This is a genomic window from Haliscomenobacter sp., from assembly GCF_040403615.1.
In the GTDB taxonomy this organism is placed as follows: Bacteria; Bacteroidota; Bacteroidia; order Chitinophagales; family Saprospiraceae; genus Haliscomenobacter.
In genome coordinates, this window is the sequence record NZ_JBBAKG010000066.1 from 1 (window position 1) to 25,319 (window position 25,319).

Annotated in this window: 22 protein-coding genes; 12 read left to right on the forward strand and 10 right to left on the reverse strand. The window is 47.2% G+C overall.

Annotated features, from left to right (window positions below; all coding sequences use genetic code 11):
- Positions 1–52 precede the first annotated feature (52 nt).
- From ABW391_RS19325 to ABW391_RS19350, 6 genes are all read right to left on the reverse strand, one after another.
- Positions 53–625 (reverse strand): gluconate 2-dehydrogenase subunit 3 family protein, encoded by a 573-nt coding sequence (locus ABW391_RS19325; protein WP_353483549.1) that lies wholly within the window; start codon positions 623–625, stop codon positions 53–55.
- Positions 626–636: 11 nt separating this feature from the next.
- Positions 637–2,325 carry a GMC oxidoreductase gene (locus tag ABW391_RS19330; protein WP_353483550.1) on the reverse strand — a complete coding sequence of 563 codons (1,689 nt, stop codon included), beginning with the start codon at positions 2,323–2,325 and terminating at the stop codon, positions 637–639.
- A 13-nt stretch (positions 2,326–2,338) separates the two neighbouring features.
- Complete coding sequence (locus ABW391_RS19335) at positions 2,339–3,850, reverse strand: S10 family peptidase (protein ID WP_353483551.1); 1,512 nt, start codon at positions 3,848–3,850, stop codon at positions 2,339–2,341.
- Between the two features lie 133 nt (positions 3,851–3,983).
- Positions 3,984–4,523, reverse strand: coding sequence for a cupin domain-containing protein (locus ABW391_RS19340; RefSeq protein WP_353483552.1), 540 nt, complete (start codon positions 4,521–4,523; stop codon positions 3,984–3,986).
- A complete protein-coding gene (locus ABW391_RS19345; RefSeq protein WP_353483553.1) occupies positions 4,520–5,602 on the reverse strand; it encodes a Gfo/Idh/MocA family protein in 1,083 nt (360 codons plus the stop codon). Before ABW391_RS19345 ends, ABW391_RS19340 begins: the two co-directional genes overlap by 4 nt.
- Before the next feature lie 44 nt (positions 5,603–5,646).
- On the reverse strand, positions 5,647–5,997 hold the full coding sequence (locus tag ABW391_RS19350) for an iron chaperone (protein ID WP_353483554.1): 351 nt from the start codon (positions 5,995–5,997) through the stop codon (positions 5,647–5,649).
- 288 nt (positions 5,998–6,285) lie between these two features.
- Between ABW391_RS19350 and ABW391_RS19355 the strand changes: the two genes are divergently transcribed.
- From ABW391_RS19355 to ABW391_RS19375, 5 genes are all read left to right on the forward strand, one after another.
- Positions 6,286–10,509: a cohesin domain-containing protein gene (locus ABW391_RS19355; RefSeq protein ID WP_353483555.1), complete on the forward strand. Its 4,224-nt coding sequence runs from the start codon at positions 6,286–6,288 to the stop codon at positions 10,507–10,509.
- A 44-nt stretch (positions 10,510–10,553) separates the two neighbouring features.
- Entirely contained in the window at positions 10,554–11,849 is a 1,296-nt protein-coding gene (locus ABW391_RS19360; protein WP_353483556.1) for an ABC transporter permease, read from the forward strand.
- A gap of 149 nt (positions 11,850–11,998) precedes the next feature.
- Positions 11,999–12,946 carry a magnesium transporter CorA family protein gene (locus ABW391_RS19365; RefSeq protein WP_353483557.1) on the forward strand — a complete coding sequence of 316 codons (948 nt, stop codon included), beginning with the start codon at positions 11,999–12,001 and terminating at the stop codon, positions 12,944–12,946.
- 272 nt (positions 12,947–13,218) lie between these two features.
- Positions 13,219–15,030, forward strand: a complete 1,812-nt coding sequence (locus ABW391_RS19370) for a DUF6089 family protein (protein WP_353483558.1) — start codon at positions 13,219–13,221, stop codon at positions 15,028–15,030.
- 158 nt (positions 15,031–15,188) lie between these two features.
- Positions 15,189–15,899 (forward strand): DUF6089 family protein, encoded by a 711-nt coding sequence (locus tag ABW391_RS19375; protein ID WP_353483559.1) that lies wholly within the window; start codon positions 15,189–15,191, stop codon positions 15,897–15,899.
- A gap of 138 nt (positions 15,900–16,037) precedes the next feature.
- Here ABW391_RS19375 and ABW391_RS19380 read toward each other — a convergent pair whose 3' ends face one another.
- On the reverse strand, positions 16,038–17,105 hold the full coding sequence (locus ABW391_RS19380) for a glycoside hydrolase family 26 protein (protein WP_353483560.1): 1,068 nt from the start codon (positions 17,103–17,105) through the stop codon (positions 16,038–16,040).
- A 186-nt stretch (positions 17,106–17,291) separates the two neighbouring features.
- On the opposite strand from ABW391_RS19380, the gene ABW391_RS19385 reads away from it, so the two are divergent.
- From ABW391_RS19385 to ABW391_RS19405, 5 genes are all read left to right on the forward strand, one after another.
- Entirely contained in the window at positions 17,292–17,879 is a 588-nt protein-coding gene (locus ABW391_RS19385) for a Cj0371 family chemotaxis-regulating polar lipoprotein (protein WP_353483561.1), read from the forward strand.
- A gap of 23 nt (positions 17,880–17,902) precedes the next feature.
- On the forward strand, positions 17,903–19,099 hold the full coding sequence (locus ABW391_RS19390; protein WP_353483562.1) for a glutathionylspermidine synthase family protein: 1,197 nt from the start codon (positions 17,903–17,905) through the stop codon (positions 19,097–19,099).
- A gap of 57 nt (positions 19,100–19,156) precedes the next feature.
- Entirely contained in the window at positions 19,157–19,663 is a 507-nt protein-coding gene (locus tag ABW391_RS19395) for a DUF6714 family protein (protein WP_353483563.1), read from the forward strand.
- 374 nt (positions 19,664–20,037) lie between these two features.
- Positions 20,038–21,201: an RNA/DNA-binding domain-containing protein gene (locus ABW391_RS19400; RefSeq protein ID WP_353483564.1), complete on the forward strand. Its 1,164-nt coding sequence runs from the start codon at positions 20,038–20,040 to the stop codon at positions 21,199–21,201.
- Positions 21,198–21,410: a hypothetical protein gene (locus ABW391_RS19405; protein ID WP_353483565.1), complete on the forward strand. Its 213-nt coding sequence runs from the start codon at positions 21,198–21,200 to the stop codon at positions 21,408–21,410. The genes ABW391_RS19400 and ABW391_RS19405 overlap by 4 nt, the downstream gene beginning before the upstream one ends.
- A 46-nt stretch (positions 21,411–21,456) precedes the next feature.
- Here the strand turns inward: ABW391_RS19405 and ABW391_RS19410 are convergent, their stop codons facing one another.
- Positions 21,457–22,485 carry an alpha/beta hydrolase family protein gene (locus ABW391_RS19410; protein WP_353483566.1) on the reverse strand — a complete coding sequence of 343 codons (1,029 nt, stop codon included), beginning with the start codon at positions 22,483–22,485 and terminating at the stop codon, positions 21,457–21,459.
- Between the two features lie 257 nt (positions 22,486–22,742).
- Between ABW391_RS19410 and ABW391_RS19415 the strand changes: the two genes are divergently transcribed.
- Positions 22,743–23,108 (forward strand): suppressor of fused domain protein, encoded by a 366-nt coding sequence (locus ABW391_RS19415; protein ID WP_353483567.1) that lies wholly within the window; start codon positions 22,743–22,745, stop codon positions 23,106–23,108.
- A 102-nt stretch (positions 23,109–23,210) separates the two neighbouring features.
- On the opposite strand, the gene ABW391_RS19420 is transcribed toward ABW391_RS19415, so the two are convergent.
- Together ABW391_RS19420 and dinB are read right to left on the reverse strand one after the other, a co-directional pair.
- Positions 23,211–23,648 carry a hypothetical protein gene (locus ABW391_RS19420; RefSeq protein ID WP_353483568.1) on the reverse strand — a complete coding sequence of 146 codons (438 nt, stop codon included), beginning with the start codon at positions 23,646–23,648 and terminating at the stop codon, positions 23,211–23,213.
- A 139-nt stretch (positions 23,649–23,787) separates the two neighbouring features.
- Entirely contained in the window at positions 23,788–24,891 is a 1,104-nt protein-coding gene (gene dinB, locus ABW391_RS19425; protein WP_353483569.1) for a DNA polymerase IV, read from the reverse strand.
- Positions 24,892–25,008: 117 nt separating this feature from the next.
- Between dinB and ABW391_RS19430 the strand changes: the two genes are divergently transcribed.
- A partial coding sequence (locus ABW391_RS19430; protein WP_353483577.1) for a 3-keto-alpha-glucoside-1,2-lyase-like domain-containing protein occupies positions 25,009–25,319 on the forward strand: 311 nt, incomplete at its 3' end.

A 25,319-nucleotide genomic window follows, 5' to 3' on the forward strand; every position in this document is an offset into this window, starting at 1 on the left:
TTCGACTTCCTATTCAAAACCCAAAATCGGGAAGTTAATTTTTCTGCGTTGCTTACCCAATTGACGACAATGCCCCATACCAGGCCCGATCTCCTTCTTGGTATTCCACACAGCCATCGTAACCGCCAGGTACTGGATTGTAGCGCATGGCTTGCGTAACGCCAGGTTTGGAGGAGAAATACCCCAGGATGGCCAATTGCTTCATCATGGCGAAGTAGTGCACAGGTGGCGCATCTCCATGCGCTTTGGCGGTTTTGTCCAGTTCAGTGAGGAGCGTTAGCCGATCAGCAGGGGAGGTATTTAAAAAATCTTGGCCATACTTTTCCTGTGCAATTTGCTGGATGTTTTGTAGCCCCAATTTGAAAATTTCTTGTTCTTCTGCACTGTAACAATCACCGACGTAACTGCTGATAAATGCACCGATTTGGGCAGCTTTGGCGCCGGGTGAGCGATCCGTTTCGGGCAAAATGGTTTCACCAATTTCATCCAGTAAGCGGATCTCTTTGGTTGAAAAAAACGAAGCTTTGTCTCCAGCATTGGTGCATCCGGCCAGAAAGGTTTCCGCCCCCAGAATACTGATGCCCAGGATGGAGGCGGTATATTTTATTGCGTCTCTGCGTTCCATGGATTGTGGTTTTACAAAAGCCCATTTTTGAGTTGATCCACTGCATAAGTTGCTGCCCGCGCGGTAAGTGCCATGTACAGAATCGAGGGACTTTGCGTACCTGTACTGGTCATGCAGGCTCCGTCGGTCACAAACACGTTTTTGCAGTAGTGCAATTGGTTGTGCGCATTCAAAAGCGAAGTTTGCGGGTCTTTGCCCATGCGTACGCCCCCCATTTCGTGGATGTCCAGTCCAGGATTTTGTTTGCTGTCGATGAGTTGGATGTTTTTGCAACCTGTTTTTTCGAGCATGACTTTGGTTTCTCGGTGAAAATCGGCGATCATTTTTTCGTCGTTTTCATCGTAGGCCACATCGGTGACCAATTGCGGAATGCCCCATTGATCCACCTTATCGGGGCTCAGGTACACCCGATTGCTTTCCTTGGGTACGGTTTCGCCCTGCATGTACATGTACACATTCCAGTCGCCAGCTTCGCTCAGTTGGTGTTTGAAATCAGCACCCAACTGTGGCGCGTCATCAGCGACGACCCGGCGAGGCGTGCGAAAAGCCCCCGCAAAAGTCATGTAGCCACCATCAAAGTCGGCATCTTTCTTTTTAAAGTTCTTGTAGTTGGGAATGATTGGGCCAGTCGGATTCCTCCCCGTCACGTATACATCCTCAAAACCATCGATGGTACCAAAGGTAGCCGGGCGGTAATTTTGGAAACAAATGTATTTACCCAAAAGCCCGTTGTCGTTGCCGAGGCCATTTGGAAATCTTCGGGATGTAGAATTGAGTAGAATGAGGTTGGTATTCAGGGCCGAAGCGTTGACGAAGATGATTTTCGCCTCGAATTCCAAAGTTTCTTTGCTATTGGTGTCGATCACCCTGACCCCGCTGGCTTTGCCAGTTTTTTCATGGTACAGAATCGAATGTACTACGGAGAAAGGTCGAATGGTCAGGTTGCCCGTTTTTTCTGCCCAGGGTAGAGTAGAGGCCACCGAACTGAAGTACCCTCCAAACGGGCAACCCCGCACGCACAAATTTCGGCATTGGCACTTGCCCCGACCTTGTTGGAGGTGAATCTCCTGTGGCTCGCTGAGGTGCGCCCAACGTCCCTGGATCATTTTTCGATCCGGGAAGTGCTCGACAAGGGTTTTGTACATGAATTCTTCGACGCAATTGAATGGAAAAGGCGGCAGGTATTCGCCATCGGGCATGGATTCTACGCCATCTTTGGCCCCACAAACGCCTACAAAGCGCTCCACATGGGCATACCAAGAGGCAATGTCTGCGTATCCGATTGGCCATTCGATGCCATATCCATGTTGGGCTGGAGATTTGAATTCGTTGTCGCTCCAGCGCTGGCTGGCTCGACCCCAGGTCAGTGATTTTCCACCCACCTGATAGCCTCTGATCCAGTCGAAGGGTTTTTCCTGCACGTAAGGATGATCCTGGTCTTCGATGAAAAAATGCGCAGAGCTTTCATCAAACAACCAAGCTTTGGAGGTAATGGGGTTGGCATCCGTGAAGGCTTTGGGCATTTTACCGCCGTGTTTGAACTCCCAGGGGTGCTTCATGGCGGTAGGATAGTCCTTAATGTGTTTTACATCTCGACCCCGCTCGAGTACTAGGGTTTTTAGTCCCTGCTCACACAATTCTTTGGCGGCCCATCCTCCCGAAATGCCAGATCCGATGACGATTGCGTCGTAGGTTTGCATGTAGGTTGTATTTTTATTCCGTCAAAAACTTGCGGATGTCTCCTGTCAGTTTGATCCTGTCGGGTTCGTGCAGGTACATCATGTGTCCGGCTGCGTAGTAAGTCTTGGTTACGCGTTCTTTGACGATGCCATTGCGGGCAAAGGTGTATTCGGTGTCAAAAAAAGGACAGATCAGGTCGTAATAGCCACTGGCTACCAGTACTTTCATGGCGGTATTGCGGCGCATGGTTTCTCCCAATTGGCGGGCTACGTTTACGGGAACGGGTTCCCAATATCTACCATCGGGAACGGGTCTCCAGCGCCATTTGTCACCCAGTTCGTCATTGGAAGTCAGGTAAGGCCGATCCATCTCAATTTTCAGGCTGGAGGCAAAATAATGATTGAGCGCAGCAGTGTAGGCCGATCCAATTTGGTAATCGGCAGGGTCGCCCAAATTGGGTTCCTCAGAGACGTCATCGTCTTCATCTCCGGTGAAGCGGCCATCCAGGCGGCCAATGGCCAGGCCTTTGTCATCCAGGAGCTTCTTTTGAAAACGCGGCACTAGAACGGTCAAATTGGATTTGAGGATGTAAGCCTTGTCGAGACCAATGAAGTAGGCCAATTTTTCGGCCAGGCTATTTTTCGTGATGCTGTCCAATAAATTGCCACGATAAAGCGCCGGAGCATAGGTGTCGTAAGCAAATTTGCGGCATTCTTCCACGAAGGCTTCCAGGGTTTTGCCTTGCCCTGCTTTTTTGTGGTACCAGGCAGTAGCCGCCATGCTGGGCAGGTAAGTCAGGTAGGAAGTGACGTTGTCGGGAATGGAGGTGGAGCCGTCGTAATCCAGGGCTTGCGAGATCAACACGAGGCCGTTCATGGCCATGTTTTGGCCATCGCCTTCCAAGGCATTGGCAACGGCAACGGCACGGGTGGTACCAAAACTTTCCCCCGCCATGTATTTGGGAGATAGCCAGCGTTTGTTTTCGGTCACCCACTGGCGCATGAATTTGGCAATGGATGCGGCATCCTCTTTCAATCCCCAATAATCTTCCACTTTGCCTTTGCCCACTACCCGACTGTACCCCGTACCGATGGGATCGATAAAAACCAGATCGGTCAAATCGAGCAAAGCTTGTTTGTTTTCAACAATGGAGTAAGGGGCTGCGCCGTCGTCTTTTTTGGCGTCCGAATCAACCAGTACAATTTCCGGCCCAAACATGCCCATGTGCAGCCATACTGAGGCCGACCCCGGCCCGCCATTGAACACAAACGTAACCGGGCGTTTGCTCAGCTCGCTTACTCCTTCTTGGGTATAAGCCACCGACCAGATGGACGCTACTGCCTCATCGTGTTCGTTTTTGAGCTGGGTTTCCTTGGCTGTTGCTTTGTACTTGATGACCTTGCCTCCAAAAGTTCCCTGATGGCTGCTGACAAAGGATTTTGGTGCGGGTACGGCTTTGGTGCTGTCTTTTTTTTCCTGGGCGAAAAGCGGCAGGGACAGAATCAGAGACAGCAATAGACAGCTGTTGTGTAGGAATTTGGACATATTTGGTCTTGTTGTTTCAGGCGTGATTTTGTTCAACACTTGCCAAGTGCGGTTGATGTTTTGTTCAAGAATGTCGAATGAAATTGCTTTGTACAGGTGATAAAGATAAAAACAAAATTGAATTAAAAATGCCTTAACCAACATACCCATCGGGCATGCGGGTTTCATGGCCATTGACGCTGAGTTTACGGATAATTTCAGTCTGCTCCGGGTATTTTTCAATCAGTACGTCTGCCACTCCACCTTCAAAACAATCGCCAGTAAATCCTGGTGCCATGGTGCAACCAAACAACGCATACCGCCCCCCTTCTCGCAAGCAAGCTGCTTGCCATACCTGCGCTGGAACGGTGAATTGCACCTTTTGTCCGGCAAGTGGATCATTGCCCATCACTACTTCTTCGGTATGCCCATCTTCATAAAGCAGATACAACACCAAGGGATCTCCGGCATAAAAATGCCAGATTTCATCGTGGGTGAGGCGGTGAAAGCAAGAAAGGCTCAAGGGTTCATTGCAATACAAACCAATAATGGCCGTACCTGCTGGCTCTCCATTATCTAATTTGTTTGCTGAGCGGTAAGTGTTTTTAAACAAAGTACCTTCCACTGGCAATCGTTCCAGTTGATAATGCTCAATCATGGCTTTGACGCTTGGATGCATGTTGTCTGAGGTCATAGGTTTGGAATTTCAATCCATTTTGAATCTTGCTTGGCACTGGTGTGGATGGCCTCGCAGATTAGAGTGTTGATGTATCCATCTTTGAAGGTAGGATAAGCAGGATTTTCGGGAGGTTTACCAACCTGAATGGCTGCATAAACTTCCCCAAACAAGTTACCAAACGTCTCCGCAAATCCTCCGCTAAAGGACAAGGATTGGGTTCTCGCTCCTTGGAATTTGCCGTTACCCTGATGGAGTTGATATGGGTGTTCATTGTTCCACCAAATCGATTGCTGCGTGCCGGTTACTTCTAGCGTCAATTGATTGCTGCGTCCGTGCGAAATTTCAGACAGCAGAACATTGCCAATCGCGCCATTGGTACATTTGAAAGAGATTACGGCGGCATCCTCATTGTCCAGGTTCATTGGGCTGCGGCTACTGGCATCGTCGGCATACATGATTCCATTTTCCAGGTAGCGCTGAGGGTAGTAAGTACCCAGATTGGCAGAAATGGCAGCGATTTCCAGACCCGTCCAGAAGCGCATCAAATCGATCCAGTGGGAACCAATTTCGGTGACGGCACGCATTTTTCCGGCCAATTCGGTTTGGTATCTCCAGCCAAAGGCATCCGGCAAGGCGTGAAATTCTTGCAAATAATGGCCATGCACCAAAAGAACTTTTCCAAACTCAGGCTGGGCGATGATCTTTTTGGCTTCCACACAGGCCTGATGGTAGCGCACATTGAAGACCACTGCGACAATCCGTTTTTGTTGTTGGGCAAGTTCGTAGACCTCTTGCGCTTCTTGCACCTCAAGACACATTGGCTTTTCGCAAACCACGTGTTTGTTGGCCAGCAATGCCGCTTTGATCATCGCAAAGTGCAGGGCAGGAGGCGTGCAGATGTGCACACAATCTACCTCATCGCTGAGTGCCAGTTGGAAATCAGTTCCAAAAGTAGGAACAGACCACTGGGCGGCAAAAGCTTCCGCTTTCGGCATTGAGCTGTTGACTGCAACTACAATTTCGTGTCCTAATCCTTTGATTGCCTGAGCGTGGACGTTTCCGATCAAGCCAGTTCCGACTATTGCAACTTTCATGAAGAGGTTTTGGTTTTTGCAAAAACGCCTGCTGAAAATAGAGCTTAATGATGCTTTTTTTCAACGTAGTACTGCACAATTCGATTGATTAGCTCCAATGGCAGGGGTTGATCCAAGGGGAATTGTACCGACCCTTTGCCTTGCTTGTAAGCTGAAAGCTTCGCTTCAAACGCTTCTTGCCCAGATGGGACTGGATAGAAACCGATGTGTTTTTTGTATGCCGCAAAATGCACCAGATTGCGGCCATTGAGTAGGAAAGTAGGAATGTCGTATTTGATGGTTTCTTCCAAGTCGGGAACAACGCGGTGGATACTGCCTCGAATTTGCTCCAGGCGTTCCTGAACATGCTCAGGAAACCCGGCAATGTAAGCGTCGATGCTAGTGGGTTTGGACATGGTTAGTGTTTTTACTACAAGAATCTGAGGGACAAAATAGGGTTTCTGTGCAAAAAAAAGCAGATTGAGGTAAAATCTTACTTTTCAGCCAAAAACAGGTTTGAATTTATGGAAAAGAAAATTAACCTTATTGTCTCCCAATTCCCGCTTTGTTTCCTTAAAGACCAAACTTTTTCCTTCCAAACACCTTATATTAACCAAATGCGCGTTATTTTTGAGCGAACGGTGCACTGCTATTGATAAATGGAGTGTGTCAAATTTTTTGAAGGCGATCTATCAAAAAAAACTATGCGAATATTTTATCCTGCCGCATGGTTGTATTGGTTTATTGTGGGGGCACTTGGTACGACCCTGACACAGCAGCCACTGCATTGGTCGCCCACTACCCCTGAATCCCTTCCTTTGGCATTGAGTTGCCGTTCCGATCTCAATTTTTCCCTGGACGACAATTGTCAATTGCGTCTAAGCCCCCAGCAAGTACTGTTGGGCGGAGATGTCAATACGGATTGGGGACGCTTGCAGGTATTGGTCAACGACCGCAATCCTTTCAATCGCAATGTTGTAGATGGGGTGGGTCGCTTCCCCTATCTGGTGCGGGACACCCTCAGCGGCAGCATCATTTGTCAAAGTATTTTAGTGGCCGAAGATAAAAAGCCACCGTTGGTGCAAAGCACCGACTGGACGCGTGGCAATCTCCGCTGGAAGTGTTTCGACATCGACAGCATTTTGAACGTACCCGCTTCCTGGCAAAATCCCGCATATGCCTACTATACTGGGCGTGTAACTTTTGCGGACAAATGCAGCGGAATACTCAACTACAAAGTGAATGACCAAGTCGTCATTGGCGATTGCGACAGCAGTTTTTTTGCAAAAATTTACCGCCACTTTTCCGCAGAAGATGCCGCGGGCAATCGGATGGATACAACGCAATTGATTGTGCTGGCCCGACCAGCATGGGAAGAATTGAATTTCCCTAAAGACACCGCCATCCATTCGTGCTTTCCCGAGCGGATTCCAAGCCCGGTGCTTTTTCCTTACTGGGTCAACGTAGCGGGCGATACCATACTTTTTGACCGGGAATATTGTGGCTTGTCTATCGAACGACGACTGACCGAAACTTTGATTTGCCGCCGAGGACGTAAAGTAATTCAATCACTGAAAATATTCGACTACTGTTTAGGTCGCATTGTACATACCGATACAACCCTGATGAAAATTGGAGATTTGCAGGCTCCGGTGATTACCAAACCGCGCCAGGCCATTGTGGTATCTACCCAGCCGATGGACTGTAACGCTTCCTTTCCCGTTTCGGTCGATCAATTGCAACGCATTTACCAGTTCAATTTCAGCGACTGTGATCCAGTGCAACTGAGCGTCAAAACGAAATCCTATGTATTCCGACCCAGCGTAGGTGATTCGGTGTGGAAAGAAGTGATTTACCCCATCAGCAACGGGGTCATGAGCAGCATCCCGGTAGGCAAGCACCGCCTGGTATTGTACGCCAGCGATCTTTGTTTGAATACCAGTAAAGATTCGTTTGAATTTCAGGTGAAAGATAAAATAGCGCCACAGGTGCGCTGCGACAACTCGATTACGGTTGGGATCAACAGTGGCTATGGCCGCCTGGTGGTAGCCGATGTAGACGAGGGATCTACGGACAATTGTAAGCTAAAAGACTTGAAAATACGCCGGATCGTACCCATTTTCTGTACGATGTCATTTGATCAAAATGGCAATGGCCGCCTGGATACCGCTGATGCACTGACCCTGGAAAATGGTGTATTTTACACCCTGCCAGCCGAGCGCATCGACTTCTTTTGTTGTGATGTAGGCACCAAAGTGCGCGTAGAATTGATTGCCCGGGATCAGAGTGGCAATACGAGCCGCTGTTGGTCGGATGCATCGGTGGAAGACAAAACCTTGCTGCAATCCGCCGTGCCAGCCGATACCACTATCCTGTGCACCGACAAAAACCTGGGCAACCTAAACGCATATGGCATTGCTGTACCGCTCAATGATCCCTGTAATTTGTTGAAAATCGTACAACTGACCACGGTGGACAAGCTCAACAATTGCGGGGTAGGCACCATCACGAGGCGCTGGCAAGCCGTGCGCAACCTTGGAAAGGCCAATGAAGAGCGCGGAGTAATCTATTACCAGGTCATCACCGTCAATGCCATTCGGGATTACGCGATTCGTTTCCCCGCAGATACGTCCGTGAAATGCTTGCAGCTTCCTGCGAGCAGTACTTTGCAGCATTTTGAAAACGGGTGCAACATTTTGGCTTTCAATGTAAAAGATGTGCGTTTCACTGCCAGTGGACAAGAGTGCTACAAAATACTGCGCACCTGGTCGATCATCAATTGGTGTGAATACACTGATGGGGCTACCCCCGTCAACCTGGATCGCGATTACGACGAAGATGGGACGCGCGGCAACACTGCGTTTTGGCTACTGGTCAACCCGGATGGCCAAACCTACATTGATCAGGATCGCAATACCAGCAATAAAACCCCGAACGACAAAGGCTACTGGACAAACAGTATTGAGCGGCCTCAGATCAAATCAAAAGGCATCTGGGAATACACCCAAATCATCAAGGTATTTGACGATGAGGCACCAAAAATCACCCTCCTGAGCAGTAGCTTTTTTGATGCCCGCAACAACGATTGTACCGGAGATGTGAATTATTCCTTCTCGATTAATGAGAATTGCAACGCCAAAGACATGACGGTGCAGGTACTTTATGATGAAAAAGCAGATGGGAAAATTGACAGAACCTTAACCTTGAGCGGTACTTACCCCCGCTACCGCATCCTGGAGCGCTTACCCATCGGAATCCACAAAATCCAAATCGTAGCCTCTGACGGCTGCGGCAATGTCAGTCGAGAAGCGGTGCAACTCGAAATCCGAGACGCGAAAGGCCCTGCCCCAATTTGCATCAATGGGTTGGTGGTGGAACTACAGCCCTTGCCCAGCCTTGAAGATGTTGATGGCGATGGCGATTTGGATCCTGGAGCAGCGGTGGTATGGGCCAAGGATTTTATCGCTGGAGAAGCCAAAGATTGCTCTGGCGTTGTGGGGTATTCGATACATCGAGCCGACGACATTGAAAGTGGCAAGGAAAAACCCGACCTCAATCATACCAGTATTGCGCTGACTTGTGATGACCGGCCTAGTGTCCTGGTTTACGTATATGCCTGGGATGTTCGGGGTAATTTTGGATATTGTGAAACCTATGTCCTGGTGCAAGACAACCGCAATCTTTGTCCAAAAATAGGCAGTGCCAGCATTTCGGGCAACATCAAAACCTTCTCCAACACTCCGGTTGAGAATGTTAAACTCAGCCTGAGTGGGATTCAAATTAAAGAAACAACGACTAATCTTCGGGGGCAATACCTTTTTCAAGAACTCAAAGAAAAAAACGATTATAGCGTAACCCCAAGCCTGAATGCCAACCACCTGGATGGGGTAAGTACCTACGATATTGTGCTCATTACCCGGCACATTTTGGGGCAAATGCCATTCGACAATCCCTACAAATTCATTGCTGCTGACGTTGACTTGTCTGGGTTTGTTTCAACCCTTGACATCATCCAGATCCGAAAGGTTATTTTGCGGATCGACCTGGAATTTAAAAAATGCCCCAGCTGGCGCTTTGTGGATGCCTCCTTCCAGTTTGCCAACAACAACGATCCACTTAGTGCGCCTTTCCCTGAATTGCGGAGTTACAACAACCTCAACAGCGAATTGCTGGGGGTGGATTTTGTGGGGGTCAAAATGGGAGACATTAGTGGGAATGCCTCTAAAGAAAACTTAAACGCTGCACCAGAATTGCGCAATAAGGTGGAAACTTCCTTGATTTTAAAGGGTTTACCAAGTGAAATAAAAGCGGGTACGGAATACCGGATTGCGCTGGATCTTCCAGCCAGTGCCGATGCTGCTGGCGCGCAGTTCAGTCTGGCTTTTGACCCAGCAGTCTGGCAATTTTCGAGTGTAGAACCACTGGCCGCAGGCTCCGAAAGTTTTGGCCTCAGTGATACCGAACGGGGCATTATTCGGGTATCCTGGCTCAAAAATGCCCAAAAATCTGGCGAGCTGGCTATCCTGGTTTTTAAAGCAAAACAATCTGTCGCAGCCAACCAACCCTTTCATCTGGCTGCAAAAGACCTTGCGCCGGAATATTACAGTCAGGCGGGTGAGTTGAAGAAAATAGTGCTGGAACATACCGTTGTGGATGGTGTTCCTACATTTGGCAATCAACTTTATCCGAATACGCCCAACCCCTTTAGCAACGCAACCAACATCGAATTTGACCTTGCCGAAGCAGGTTCAGCGGTATTGCTGATCAGTGATTTGTCTGGGCGCATCCTCAAAACCTTCATGCAAAATTACCCGATCGGGCACCACCAAATCGTACTTGAAAAAAGCGAATTGAACCAAACCGGCGTCCTGATGTACACTTTGAAAGCAGGCGGATTTGCGAAAACGATGAAGATGGTGGTTTATTAGCAGGCCATTAAAACTCAAATCTCAAAAAAGCTTACCTTCGCTTCATGAATTACTCTTTTTTCATAGCCAAAAAAGTAGCTGCAGCAGGTGAGCAGTCCTTTGCGCGGGTGATCATCAGGATCGCAGTGATTGCCATTGCCTTGAGTATCACGGTGATGATTTGTGCAACTGCACTTGTTTCGGGCTTCAAGCGCGAGATCAGCAGCAAGATTTTTGGCTTTTGGGGGCACATCCACATCACCAATGCCAGTGTGTATGAAAACCTGTTGGAAGAATCCTGGCTGACCAAAAAACAGGATTTTTACCCTTATCTTGATACCTTGGGACGCGTACCCTACCTGGAAGATCAGAAGATTTTTGGCCGCAGGTTCAAACGCATGCGCTTGACCAATGGCGGCGTTCGCCACATTCAGGTTTATGCCTTCAAAGGCGGAATCATCAAGGCCAAGGACGAAATAGAAGGGATTTTTTTGAAAGGCGTAGGAAGAGACTTCGACTGGCAATTTTTGAGTCAATACCTGGTGGCAGGCCGCCCCATTCGGATGCAGGATTCGGTTGCTTCAAATGAAATTCTGATTTCGCGCACCACCGCCAACCGTTTAAAGGTAGATGTAGGAGACGTTTTCAGGGTGCATTTTGTACAAAACGGGGAGCAACTCAAGCGCAGCTTCAAAATCTGTGGCATTTACAAAACTGGATTGGAAGAATACGATCGGCAATTTGCATTGGTAGACATTCGCAAAATTCAACAATTGCTGGGATGGACGGAAGACCAGGTAGCGGGATTTGAAGTGTTTTTGGACGACATCAATGACCTCAAGCCCCTTTCGGAAGCCATTTATTACAACCATATCCCCAAGGAGTTGTATGCGGAAACCATTCGCCAAAAATTTCCGGGAATCTTCAATTGGCTGGATTTGCAAAACATCAATGAGGTAGTCATCCTCAGTTTGATGGTCATCGTAGCCATCATCAACATGATCACCGCCCTGATGATCCTGATCTTTGAACGCACCAATATGATTGGGGTCCTCAAGAGTATGGGGGCACGCAACTGGGGCATTCGGCGTATATTTTTATATTACGCTGCCTACATCATCTTGAGCGGTTTGTTTTGGGGGAATCTGCTGGGAATAACTTTGTGTTTGCTCCAAAAATACTTCAAATTCATTCGGCTGGATGAAGAAAACTATTACCTATCATACGCACCGATTCACTTCAATCTTTGGAGCATTCTGGCTTTGAATGCGGGTACATTACTGGTTACCTTGTTGTTTTTGATCATACCTTCTTATCTGGTGAGCCGAATCAGCCCGGTAAAAGCCATTCGTTTTGATTGATAGATAAAATCTCTATTTTTCGAACCTTATACTTAAAGAAACATAAAACCGTTTTTGAGGCTGAATTAGCAGCAGATTTGTTAAGTTTGCGGGCGAATTGAGGAGTCGGGGATATTCTTCAAGATTCTGGAACCCAAACGCCAAACGTTATGGTCAGATATTACCTCAAAGTAGATGGTCGATTGAAAGAACTGGAACAACCTGAATCAGGATGTTGGGTCAATATTACCCCCCCTTTCAATCAAGAAGAGCTGGAAGAAGTTGCCCAAACTTTTGATACCCCTCTTGACTTCTTGACCGACTCTTTGGACATAGACGAACGTTCCCGTTATGAAATTGAAGATGAAGCCCGGCTAATTCTGGTCAATACTCCGGTACTCAATCCCACCGAGGAAGAAAACGACGCGATCTACATCACCGTGCCGATTGGCATTATCCTGGCTTTTGAGCACGTCATTACCATTACTTCAATTGAAAATCCGGTATTGCAGCGGTTTCTGGACGATAAAGTTAAAAATTTTGATCCGGCAGAGTCGGTTCAGTTTGTGCTCCAGATTTTGGAACACAATGTCTACCGGTTTTTGACCTGTTTGAAAAAACTTGACCTCAAGCGCAACTTAATCGAACAAGAGCTTTACCATTCCAGCCGCAATCGCGAGTTGCAGCAATTGTTGAGCATTGAAAAAAGTTTGGTCTATTTTGTAAACTCCCTCAGCGCCAATGACTTGCTGAATTTAAAGATGAAACGTACCGATTTTATGGGTATCCGGGAGGACGAAGAAAAATTTGACCTCTTTGAAGGCATCATCATCGACAATGGTCAGGCGCTTGAAATGTCGAACGTATACAGCAACATCCTCAGCGGAACGATGGATACTTACGCTTCCATCATTTCCAATAACATGAACGTTACCATCCATCGACTCACCCTTGTGACCATCTTTTTGGCGGTGCCAACCTTGATTGCCAGCTTCTTTGGGATGAACGTTCCGCTGCCGTTTCAAAGCAGTCGTTATGCAGTCTATTTTATTATTGTATTGGCCTTGGTCATCAGTTTATTGTTGGCCTGGTATTTTCAAAAGAAACGCCTGTTTTAAGCGGGAATCAAAGATGTATTGTCCATTCTTTTAGGTTTTTTCGCATGCGAATAAAATAAATACTTTTTTTATTATTTGATTAGACTGTACCTTTTTTTATTTTGTTTTCGCTACAAAATACCATAGTTCTTAAAATATCGTTAAAAAAAGCATACTTTTCCAGCAAACTCCGTACCCCACAGTTGCGGTAAAAATCAGTTGTCTTCCAGGTTTACTTCAGATAATTATTAATTTCGAAAGGTTTGTTTTAGCCTGCGAAAATGAGAGAAAGCATGAGAAACTACATCATTGCTTTACTGTGTTGTATTTTGCCCATTTGGCTCGCAGCGCAGATAAGGTGGGAAACTGGATTGTTACTTGGAGGTGCAGGGTATCAAGGTGACCTTAATCCTGAAAATTACCCGTTGCTACAAGAGGTGAATCCAGCATATGGTGGTTTTTTTCGCTATTATTTAACGCCTTCATTTTCAACTCGATTACTTGGATTTAGTAGTCAACTTAGTGGGAGTGATCAAAACTTTCCGACAGATGCACCGCATCGGCTGCGCAATTTTTCTTTTCGCAGCAATTTCACTGAAGTAGACTTTACCCTTGAGTGGGATCCTTTTGGAAAAGCGCATTACCCAGAAAGCAAATACCGGTACCGACCGCGGGTAACGCCCTATTTCTTTGCAGGGGCGGGTTTTGCCATTTTTACTCCAAAAACCGATTACCAGGTCGATTTTGAAAGGGATGAAAATATAGCCCGAGCCATTTTAGATGATCGGGAAAAAAGCCATCAAATCCAATTGCCCGTTTTCCCATTTGGAGGTGGTTTGCGGTTCGATTTGGGCAAAAAAACAACCTTGGCCTTGGAAGGTGGACTACGGTTTGCCGATAGCGATTACCTGGACGGCGTCAGTGCATCTGGTAACCCCAAACGCCGGGATTGGTACACGGTAGCAGGAATGAACCTCATCGTGCGGATGGGTGCGCGGGACAGCGATGGCGATGGATTTTTGGACAAAATTGACGCTTGTCCGCGCTTAAAAGGGGTAGAATCTGGGCGTGGTTGCCCCGATGAGGATGGAGATGGGGTAGAAGATGCCGAAGATGCATGCCCTGATGCCAAGGGTACTATCCTCACTGGAGGTTGCCCGGATACCGACCACGATGGGTTGATGGATACAGCAGATCGTTGCCCTCAAGATTCGGGAATAGTGGAGACAGAAGGCTGCCCGGACATGGACAATGATTGTATTGCTGATGTAGACGATGCCTGCCCCGAACTGGCCGGTATACCCAGCATGGGCGGTTGCCCGGATAGCGATTGGGATGGCGTTAGCGACAAAGACGACCCTTGCCCTACGGATAAAGGACTTCCAGGGTCAAATGGCTGCCCTGAGCCAGATACGGATTGTGACGGCCTCATCGACAAGTTTGACCGCTGCCCGGAAGTGGCCGACACCACCAACCAGTACGGCTGCCCGGATAACGACAAAGATGGTCTGATCGATCTGGATGACCGCTGCCCCGAAAAAGCCGGACCACTGGCCTTCAGAGGGTGTCCTGATACGGATTTGGATGGCATTCCTGATCCGGATGACCGTTGTCCGGAAATTGCGGACACTACCAACCAATATGGCTGCCCGGATACCGATAAAGATGGTTTGATTGACCTGGACGACCGCTGCCCCAAAGAGTTTGGTCTGCTTACTCGCCTGGGTTGTCCTGATTTGAAAAAGGAAGACAAAGAGGTACTGCTCAGGGCGCGCAAAGAAGTACGCTTCAAAACGGGAAGTGCAATCTTGTTGCCGAGTTCGAAGAAAATCCTGAACCAGGTTGCCTCGCTGATGAGCCGTTATCCGGCCTATCACCTCGCCATACATGGACATACCGATAGCCAGGGCAAAGAAGACTTCAACTTGACCCTTTCAAAAAAACGGGCCAAATCATGCTACGATTACTTGCTTTTGCGTTCTATCGACGCTAAACGCATAGAACATGAAGGATTCGGCGAAACCAAGCCCATCGCAGACAATAAAACTGCGCAGGGAAGGGTGCAAAATCGCCGGGTCGAATTTTTGTTGGATGTAAAGCAGTAAATAACGCAGAAAAATTACCTTCCCGATTTTGGGGTTTGAATAGGAAGTCGAACGGTTCATTTCAAATGAGCTTCCTATTCAAACTCCGCTCAAAAAATCGGGAAGTAATTTTTTGCGCCAGACTAATGTCCTTATTTTGTCCAAAAATCGTTTTGAGTATGAAAAAAATGATCCTTTTTTTTGCTTTGATTGTTTCGTCCCAAATGATCAAAGCCCAATCCTTATGGGAGGCAGGTTTATTTGTGGGTACAGCTGGTTACTCCGGTGATGTTACTCCTTCTCTAACGCCTCGTCTTCAAGATTTTACGCCCAGTGTTGGCATGGTTGCCCGCACCAACATCAACAATCACTTTGGGTTTAGAACGGGCTTCTCTTACCTTAAGCTTCAAGGGGATGATGAAAACTATGATAGTCGAAAATCCCGTGATTTTAATTTCAAAACCACGTTGATTGAGTTGAGTATTCTCGGTGAATGGGAACCGTTTGGGTCCAATCGTTACTACACTGATGCCGCGGGCAGCGTCAATATGGATCGTTTGATTTCTCCTTACCTATTTGCCGGAGTTGGACTACTTGGTGGTGTTTTGAATACCAATTTTACCAATTACCAAGGCTCAAATGAAACCATCCTGGCGGGTATTCAAAAGGATAAATCTTACGGAAACTCGCTGATTGGAATCAGTGTGCCGGTTGGTATTGGCGTCCGTTTCGACATCAACAAAACCTTTACTTTAGCAGTTGAAACCTCTGTTCGCGGCAGTTTCAGTGACTATCTGGATGGCATCAGTTTCTCTGGAGGCCCAGATGCAAAAGACATCTATTTGTCCTCTGGGTTGTTGTTGTTTTACCGTTTTGGAAATCCTAAATGAGGTTTGTTGTAGTATTGTAGGTGATGAAATGAGTCCGTCACCCCGAATTGCTGCTGAATCTAATCACTTTAAGCTCCTCTATTCGGGATGACGTACTTCATCTCCTTCCTTTTGTTTGTATTCGTGAATACAGCAGATCTAGTGCCTGCGCACAGCCTTCCATTCGTCTTGAAAGAATATCCTGGGATTGCGCTGAAATGCCTTAAAGTCATCTTGAGACAAATGCCCCTGATAGGGAACATAGTAGTGGTCAGGACGGCCATTGCGCCAAAGCAATACATAAGCAGGATGCTGGTCTTTGATGGCTGGCCAAAGTACACTCGTCCACCAGTTTGGCACAGGAATCTGTTCGCATCCGGTTTCTGAAAGCACCATCACTTTTTGGTGTTGGGCAGCCAATTGAGACATGGTTGCCAGACTATTGGAAAGCCTCGCCTTAAAAAAAGCAGTAGCGATGGAATCATTGGCATTGCGGTGGTAAGTATCAAAACCAATCAGGTCTACATAGTCGTCACCCGGATACCGCTCCATGTAGTGTTGCGCTGACTTGAATTCTGCGGGGGAATACGCATAAAGTAAATTGTTTACACCTCTGGCTTTCAGCCGGTCTACGGTCATTTTCCACAAGGCGACATATTCTTGAGGCGTGCAGGATTTTTCGCCCCACCAAAACCAGGAGCCGGTATGCTCGTGGTATGGCCGAAAAATGATGGGAATTTTTTTACCTAAAAACCCCGTTTTCAAACTCAACATAAAATCGGCAACCTTGTCGATCCAGGCCAGGTAAGCCTCGTGTTTGGTACCTCCGGGTAAGACGTGCCGAATGGCAGTGGTCGTATCCCAGGCCGAACTGCCATTGAAGGGGTTGCGCAAGTGCCAACTGATGGTATTGATGCCCCCCATCTTGTAGGCAAATTTGATCAAATCGCGCATGCGATCAAAAGGTACGGAATCCAGGTTTACAGGGTCGTTCAATTCCAGGTGACCCAAATCCCAACCAAAAACGGCAGGATAACTCCCGACGCTTCTTCGAACATCCGATTCTCCAGGTTGGTATTTCCAGCCAACGCCGTAGGCCAAATCGTCTTGATGGCCAAACAGCACCAGGCTGTCTTTCATGGCTTGGTGTAAATCAGCATAAAGCTTCCGCACTGCTTTGCTGGCCTTCGCATCAGCAGGGTTTTGAGCAAATACTTGCAGCGTCATTCCCAAGCTGAACAGTAGGCCAATTGTCCATTTTTGACAATGTATTGATTGTTTTAAAGATGAGCCTTTCATTAGGTATTTCTTTACAAGATAAAATTTTTTATCTTTACCCAAGTTGAGAGGAAAAAAATAAGTGCTGATTAATATTGAACCAGCACTTGTCAAAAAAAAACAACGATTCCAACGATGACACCATTCAGACATTTTAGTGATAGCCCCAAGTTTACCCATCGCCTTCGCCAAGGCGGCTTATATGTAGCCGTTGCTGCACTTTTGGCCACTCATACTGCTTGCTCAAATTCGGGTAGTAGCGGAGATTGGGAAGCTGTAACAGAGTACGAAGTAACCAAAGGCGTAAAAACCACCCTGGAAGAAGTAGAACCAGACAAGTTTGAAGTTGTAGATGAACAAGTGGTAGAAGGTAAAGATGCTTCCAGCGTCGTTGTCAAAAGACTTACCGGACAGGTAGATACACTGAGTTTGAGCCAGGCACAAACCCTGGTAACCAATTCGGATACCACCACCCACTCAAGGAGTTCATCGCATTACCATGGTCACAGCTTAGGCCGCATCTTGTGGTGGAGTTCGATGGGATACATGATGGGTCGCAATTTCAACAGCACTTCTCCAGCGGGCATTTACCGCAATGGGTCGTCTTATGCAGGTGTAACCGATCAATTGCGCAGTACTGCACGTACCCGCACTGAAATGCGCCCCATCAGAGGCCGCAGTGGATTTTTTAGCCGCAGTGGCCGTTCTGGTTTTGGTTCCTAATCTGATCCCGGTAGAATAACCGTATGTTAAAACATCAACTGCCCCAGTTGCCCAATGCCTTGTTTGCTGAATTGGGCTGGGACTATTTCCTTTCTCCTGAAGGCAATGAATACCTTGCCACTGAGGTTGTAGAAATCAGCAACACCGAGCGGGATGCCTTTTACAGTGCGGGCAATCGACTGTATGCCCGTTTTGTAGAAGCTGCCGAGCACGTGCTGAACAACAATCTCCTGAGCACCATGGGCATACCGCCCAACCTCTACGAACTGATTCGCTATACCTGGGAAGACGATCGCCACCTGCACCTCTACGGGCGTTTTGATCTTGCCGGAGGCACGGATGGATTGCCGCTGAAAGTACTCGAATTTAACGCCGACACGCCCACCTCTGTACCCGAAACTGCCATCATTCAATGGGCGCAATTGCGTGCCAATGGCATCCCCGAGGATCGGCAATTCAACTTTGTGTACGAGGCCCTGGTCGACAATTTCAAACGCCTCAAAGAGCTGAATCCTGGTCGGGAAGCGGCCATCCTTTTTTCTACACTCAAAGGCGCACCCGAAGACGACCACAATACCCAACTCTTGCAAACGGCAGCCCGCGAAGCTGGCTTTGAAACCGCTTTTCGTTACGTGGATGAAGTCATCTTCTCCGAAATAAACGGCATTTTCATCACTGATGAGGAGGACAATACAACCCAATTTCCATTTTGGTTCAAACTCATCCCCTGGGAATACATCGCCCTGGATGAGCCGGAATTGCTGCGTTTGTTGACCAAAATTGTCACTCGTGGACTGGCAGTGGTACTCAATCCTGCGTACACTATGCTGTTTCAATCCAAAGCCATTTTGGCCTACCTATGGGAGTTGCAGCCGCACGACCCGCTGCTGCTGAAGTGCAGTTTCAAAGAACCTTTTGGACGCGAGAATTATCCATTTGTAGAAAAAGTAGTACTGGGCCGGGAAGGCGCCAACGTGGCCATTTTTGACGAGGATGGTTTGCCCGAAACGGCCACCAACGGCGATTATGGAGATCAAATCAAAGTGTACCAATCCCTGGCGCAACTGTCACGCGATGACGATGGCCAATATTACCAGGCCGGGGTGTTTTTTGCTTACGAGGCCTGCGGTCTGGGGTTTCGGCGCAGCCCAAACCGGATCATTGACAATGGCGCTCAGTTTGTGGGGCATTGGGTGAGGGATGAGGTGGAGATGAAATAGATTTTATTTCCAGGAAAAAATCATCATTTTAGGCTATCGAAAAAAAACACCAGAATCATGACACCATCTTACAATCAAAAAGAACATGTACTCCATCTGATCTACGAATCCTTTGACCAGGTGCTACTGGAAGATGGCGTATCCCTCCATGAAACGATCGCGATTGACAATTATTATGCGACTGACAAAGAGGAAGTACAGATCAAAAATGATGAGCGGAAAGACTGGAAAAAACTGATTGACGATCCTGAGTTAGAAAAAATACACGGGATTGGCGGTTTGTGTTTTTATGATGCCAAAGGACTACGGTTTCACTTGCCAGCTTACATGTGTCTGACCATCCATAAGCCGTATGCAGATGTTAATGAAAGCCTGATGTTTACGTTGACCCATTTGGAAGCATACAATCTGGAACGGTTTGCCATTCTGACTGTTGAGCAAAAAAAGGCGGTCAAGGTTTTTTTGACTTATATTTGGTACAATACTGGCTTTGCATTTGAGTACAATTTTGCAGAGATTGAGGCAGCGATTCGGGATTATTGGGGTGGGGGGGCTGTCCGCTAGGGCAAGTTCCCTTAACTTCCAAAAGCAACGCTGGTGCATGGTCTTCAGACCTGCACCTATTATTCCTGCGTCTGCAGACCTTAGCCTGACGGCTATGGTCTGTAGACGCGGGGATAATCGGAACAAGTCATGAGACTTATTCCAGCGGTACACTTGCACCAGCGGATAATTTCTCCGCTGGCGCAAGTGTTGCACAGCAGCGGACTGCTGGTTCAACGTCTGAAGACAGCGGTAGTGCAATGTTTTTGGATGCCTTCGAAGACTTGGGCCAGCGGGGGCTGTCAGCGTATCGTTGGATTTAATAGTGTTCTATACCAAAAACAATTTCCTCCTAAATTTCAGAACAATGTAACTTTGCAAAAAAATAAGACCCTATGGATGCGAAAGAACTGCTCGATCTGGTCTCAGGTGGCGAAAACAGTCGGGTACAACTCAAAGAGAATGTCACCAATGCGACCAGTGTGGCGCAAGAGATCGTCGCGTTTGCCAACAGCAAGGGCGGTAAGTTGATCATTGGGGTGAACGACAAAACTGGTGATATCGTCGGGCTTTCCTTTGCTGACCTTCAAAGGATTAACAATATGCTGACCACTGCCGCCAATGAACATGTGAAAAGCGCCATTGTCATTGATACGGAGACAGTGGATGTAGATGGGAAAAAAGTGATTGTAGCCCATGTTCCTGAAGGAAACGACAAGCCCCACACCGACAAGGATGGTCTTATTTTTATCAAAAATGGTTCTGACAAACGCAAAGTAACCAGCAAGGAAGAACTATCCCGAATGCTGCAAAGCAGCGGAAACCTCTACGCAGAACAAATGCTGATTCGAGAATCCAGCATTAAAGACCTGGATTGGGGTTTGTTTCGCGAGTTTTACGAAAAAAAATACCAGGAAGACATTGCCCTCGAGGATTTTCAGGCTAAAGTCGAGAACCTGACTTTGGGCGCGGAAGGAAAGATCAATTTGGCGGGCAACCTGCTTTTTGGCAAAAATCCACAGCGACTTAGTCCCAATTGCTACATCGCGGCAATCTGGTTTCAAGGCAATGATTTGGCCGGCACCAAGTACCTTTCCAGTGAAAACATTGGTGGCGATATGCCCCGCATGTTCAAAGACGCCCGAAAGTTTGTGATTGGCTGCCTGCGCAAGGTGCAAAACGGCAAGGATTTCAATAGTCTGGGCGATTTGGAAGTGCCCGAAATAGTCATCAATGAATTGTTGATCAACGCGTTGATTCATCGGGATTATTTCGTCCACGATTCAATTAAGGTGTTTGTTTTTGACAACCGCATCGAAATAAAAAGCCCTGGAAAATTACCCAATAGCCTGACTACCGAGCAGATCAAAGCAGGGCTCAGTCGGCGCAGAAACCATATTTTAGCCTCTTATGCCCTGGATTTGTTGCCGTACCGGGGAGCAGGAAGCGGCATTCTTCGTGCCTTACAAGCCTGGCCGGCAATTGAATTTCACAATTTCCCGGAGACCGAGCAATTCAATGTCATCATCCATCGACCAGCGCATGAAACTCAACTGTGACAGCATTCATTTTACCAGCTGGCGCAAGTCTTTCACCGCAACGGACAGCTGATCCGCTGGTACAAGACTGGAAGACCAGCGGTGAAATCAACACCTCAGCCAACCCTGCACCAGTTGGCGTAAGTCTTGACGCTGGTGCATGGAATTCTATGTTGAATTCCATGCACCAGCGCCAATCTATGAAAATTAATGGTGAAGACTTGGGCTAGCGGCTATCTTATAGCACCTAATCCAATTTTAATCTCAGAACTCACTTTACTTCAACGGATTTGGCGGATTCAGATAAGGAGCTAGAAACCGGTACACCTCATCCCTTGATTCGCGCGCCAATTTGGTATCAATTCGGTTAAAAATATGCCCACCAGGCGCATCCTGATAGATCTTGTACTCAAATTTTTTACCATTGGCCTTTAACGCATTGATCAAAGCTTCCACTTCCAAAACGTTGACATCTTCATCATTGGTATTGGTATGCACCAGCAAAGGCGTTTTGAGCTTCTGCGCATTCCATACCGGCGAGCGACGGCGGTACTCGGCCACATTTTCCGAAGCATCTTTGCCGATATGGGAGGAATTGGAAAACTCTTCCCGGTAACCCTGGGTTTTGTAGCCCATGCGGGCAATCAAGTCGCTCACGGGTACGCCCGCGTAGGCGACCTTATAATCTTCTGGATGGTCAAAAATATTCATCAAGGTGATCATCCCGCCATGACTCCAACCCATGATGCCCACATGTTCGGCGTCAACTTGCGGCAGGTTTTCTACCGCCCAGCGTTTTCCGGCCAGTACATCATCATTCTCATAATCGCCATAGTCGATTTGTTTGTAAAAAGAGCTGCCGTAACCCGTGCTACCCCGGTATTCAGGCGCAATAATGATGTAGCCCTGATCCAATAATTCACGAACGATATGCCAATTGAAGGTATTAAAATCGCCGTGTACGCCGCCGTGGATCAGCACCATCAAGGGGAGTTTTTTGGCCGTGGCAAATTTTTTAGGGATAAAGGTGTAGGCCTGAATGACCAAGGGATTAGTAGCGCCCTGCCCTGAAGGATTTTTAATGACGTGCGGCGGCTTGCTGGTGTACCGTACTTTGTCAATCACGGCGATGTCATCCAAATTTTGATGCCATTGGAGGTCGTCAATGGCTTTAGTTAGGCCTTGCTCCATGAATTGGAGGCGATCTTCGAGTACTTTGATGCGATCAGCGGCAGCTTCCGGTGTTTGTGCGAAGCCATAAGCGCTGATCAAGCAGAGTGCAGCGATGGTGTAAATTTTATGCATATTGGATTGCTTTAGTTGGGGTTAAAATAGGCAATTTATGTTTGGGAAGGGTGAATATGTGCTAGAAATTAAATTGGCTTGTTTTTTGGGGTTATCCTTGAAATCTCGGAGTTGAAGTCCGAGATTTCAAGGATAAATCAGGAAATGGCTCAGTATGATAAATTAAAATTACTGTTAAGAGGTTCGTTTTACTTGTGTTATCTTTATTTTGCAGTTCGTATAAGCAAACCATAGCTATGACACTACAAAAAAAGATTATGGCAAAACAAGAATCCCCAAACACAGATGAACCAATCTTTAGGTACGCCGAATTAAAGCCAAAGGAATTTACACCGGCAAATGGAGAAGATGTGGAACCATTGGCCGAAAACATAAAACTATGCTGCATGTTTTTACATCCTAGCATTACTTTGGGAAAGGATTTTTTCAATTTAAAAATCAATGAGCATAAAACCGTTAAATTTTATTGCTTATATCCTTTATACAAAGAGGAAATGGATTTTAAATTGAAAAATAGTGCAGATGCTCTAATTGACAAATTTGAGAAGTACAATATTAGAGATGTAATTGACATAAATAGAAGAAACACTTGTATTAATAAAGGATTTTTGGGCTTGTGGTAAAGAATACAGCTATCTTCCATCAAGAATTTGAAAACCACATCGTAAATCGGATTGGCGATCAACATTCTTTATCGCCCCTTATACCACAGCACCTCAAAAAAATCAATCAGGGGCAACTTTCTCATTGAAAACCCGTGTCAATATGTATGATCCAACAATACCAACTACTAGCCCGATCGTAAGAATCACCAGGCTGTCGGTAAAAGGGTTTAAATATTTTCCCAAATAGGCTTGTTCGCGGATGGTATCCATCAGCGTTGGGTTCATCAGCAGGAAAGCAGTCATGAACAAAGCGAAACCACCCACTCCCACAATGGATGTGCCAAATCCCTGCAACACCCCATCCATATAATTGCCAATGTTGTCTGGATGAAGTCGATAATAGGCTTGAATGGCCTGGTACAAAAACAGGAATTGAAGTAAGGTGCTAAACACATGTACTTCGTTGCGGTATCCTAGACCAATGGAATACATCAGTAAAAAAAAAGCAATGGAGCCCAGCAACATCCATAAGCCCATTCTGATTGAGATAGCAGCCATAATCAGTTGATTTTTGTATTTCTTAGATTTTCACCCTACAAAAATCATTGATTTATAAACACAAAATATTACATCGTTCTTGAAGATAGTTGCAACATTCACACATTCTTCGCTGGTTCAACGAATTCTCGGCTTCGAATCACTCTTCATTCAAAAAATCATCACTTCTTTCCTCCGGAAAATCCAGTTCCAACTGTACCCCCCCTTCCGCTTCATTTTCTTTCTCCAGATTGGACATGGTCACGCCCAGCAAGCGCACCACCGGAGCCTCTTCCACGTGTTGATCCAGGAGTTCTTGCACGATGCGGATAAGTTCGTCCAGGTTGCGAATTTCAGAAGCAAAAGAGCGGCTGCGGGTGAGGAGTTTGAAGTCGGGCGACTTGAACTTGATGGTCACCGTGCGGCCAAAGTTTTGGTTTTTTTCCATGTAGCTGAATATCCCTTCGGCCAGATCGGTCAATTTGGACTTCATCACTTCGGGATCGCTCACATCTTCGTTGAAGGTGCGTTCGGCGCCGATCGATTTGCGGATGCGGTGGGGATTGACCTCGCGGTTGTCGTCGGCGCGTACAATGCGGAAGTAGTAGCGGCCAGCCTTGCCAAACAGCCGCACCAGGTCGGCTTCGCTGCGTTGCTTGAGGTCATTGCCGGTGTAGATGCCGTGGTTGTGCATTTTGCGGGCGGTTACTTTGCCCACGCCATGAAATTTTTCGACGGCCAATTGCTCCAAAAAGGGTATCGCTTCTTCAGGGGTGATCACTTTGATGCCATTGGGTTTGTTGATGTCGGAAGCGATTTTGGCGAGGAATTTGTTGAAAGAGACCCCCGCAGAGGCAGTTAAGCCAGTTTCTGTTTCAATGCGCTTGCGGATTTCTTGTGCAATGAGCGTAGCGGAGGGCAGATTTATTCTGTTTTCGGTGACATCCAGGTAGGCTTCATCCAGCGAAAGTGGCTCCACCAGATCGGTGTAATCCAAAAAAATACCGCGTATTTGATTGGAAACGCTGCGGTAGACCTCGAAGTGCGATTTGACAAAAATCAGGTCGGGACAAAGTCGCCGCGCCATTCCCCCCGACATGGCGCTGCGCACCCCGTACTTGCGAGCTTCGTAGCTCGCCGAGGCCACCACGCCGCGCGGCCCGCCGCCGCCCACTGCCACGGGCTTGCCCCGCAGATCGGGGTTGTCCCGTTGCTCCACCGAGGCGAAAAAAGCGTCCATGTCAATGTGAATGATTTTGCGCATTGTCCACAATTTGCATCATTTTCACAAAAGGCAACACTTTTCTTAAAGATAATTTTTCCAATTGGGCATCTTTTGGTTTATTTTTTTGAGTAAGTTGCAGGTCTAATGACGCGACTTATGAGAATGATATTTGTGTTGACTTTCCTGGCTTTGAGCCAATTTTCCTTCGCCCAAGGCAAGTGGAAACCCCTCTTCAACGGCAAAAACCTCAAGGGTTGGGACCTGAAAATTCGGGGGTACGCACTAAATGAAAACTTTGGCAATACCTTCCGGGTAGTGGATGGCAAACTCCAGGTGGGCTACGAAGCCTACACCGATTTCAACGAGCAATTCGGGCATATTTTTCACAAAAAAACTTTCAGTCATTACATCGTTGCGGCAGAGTACCGCTTCATCGGCAAGCAAGCGCCCAAAGGGCCGGACTGGGC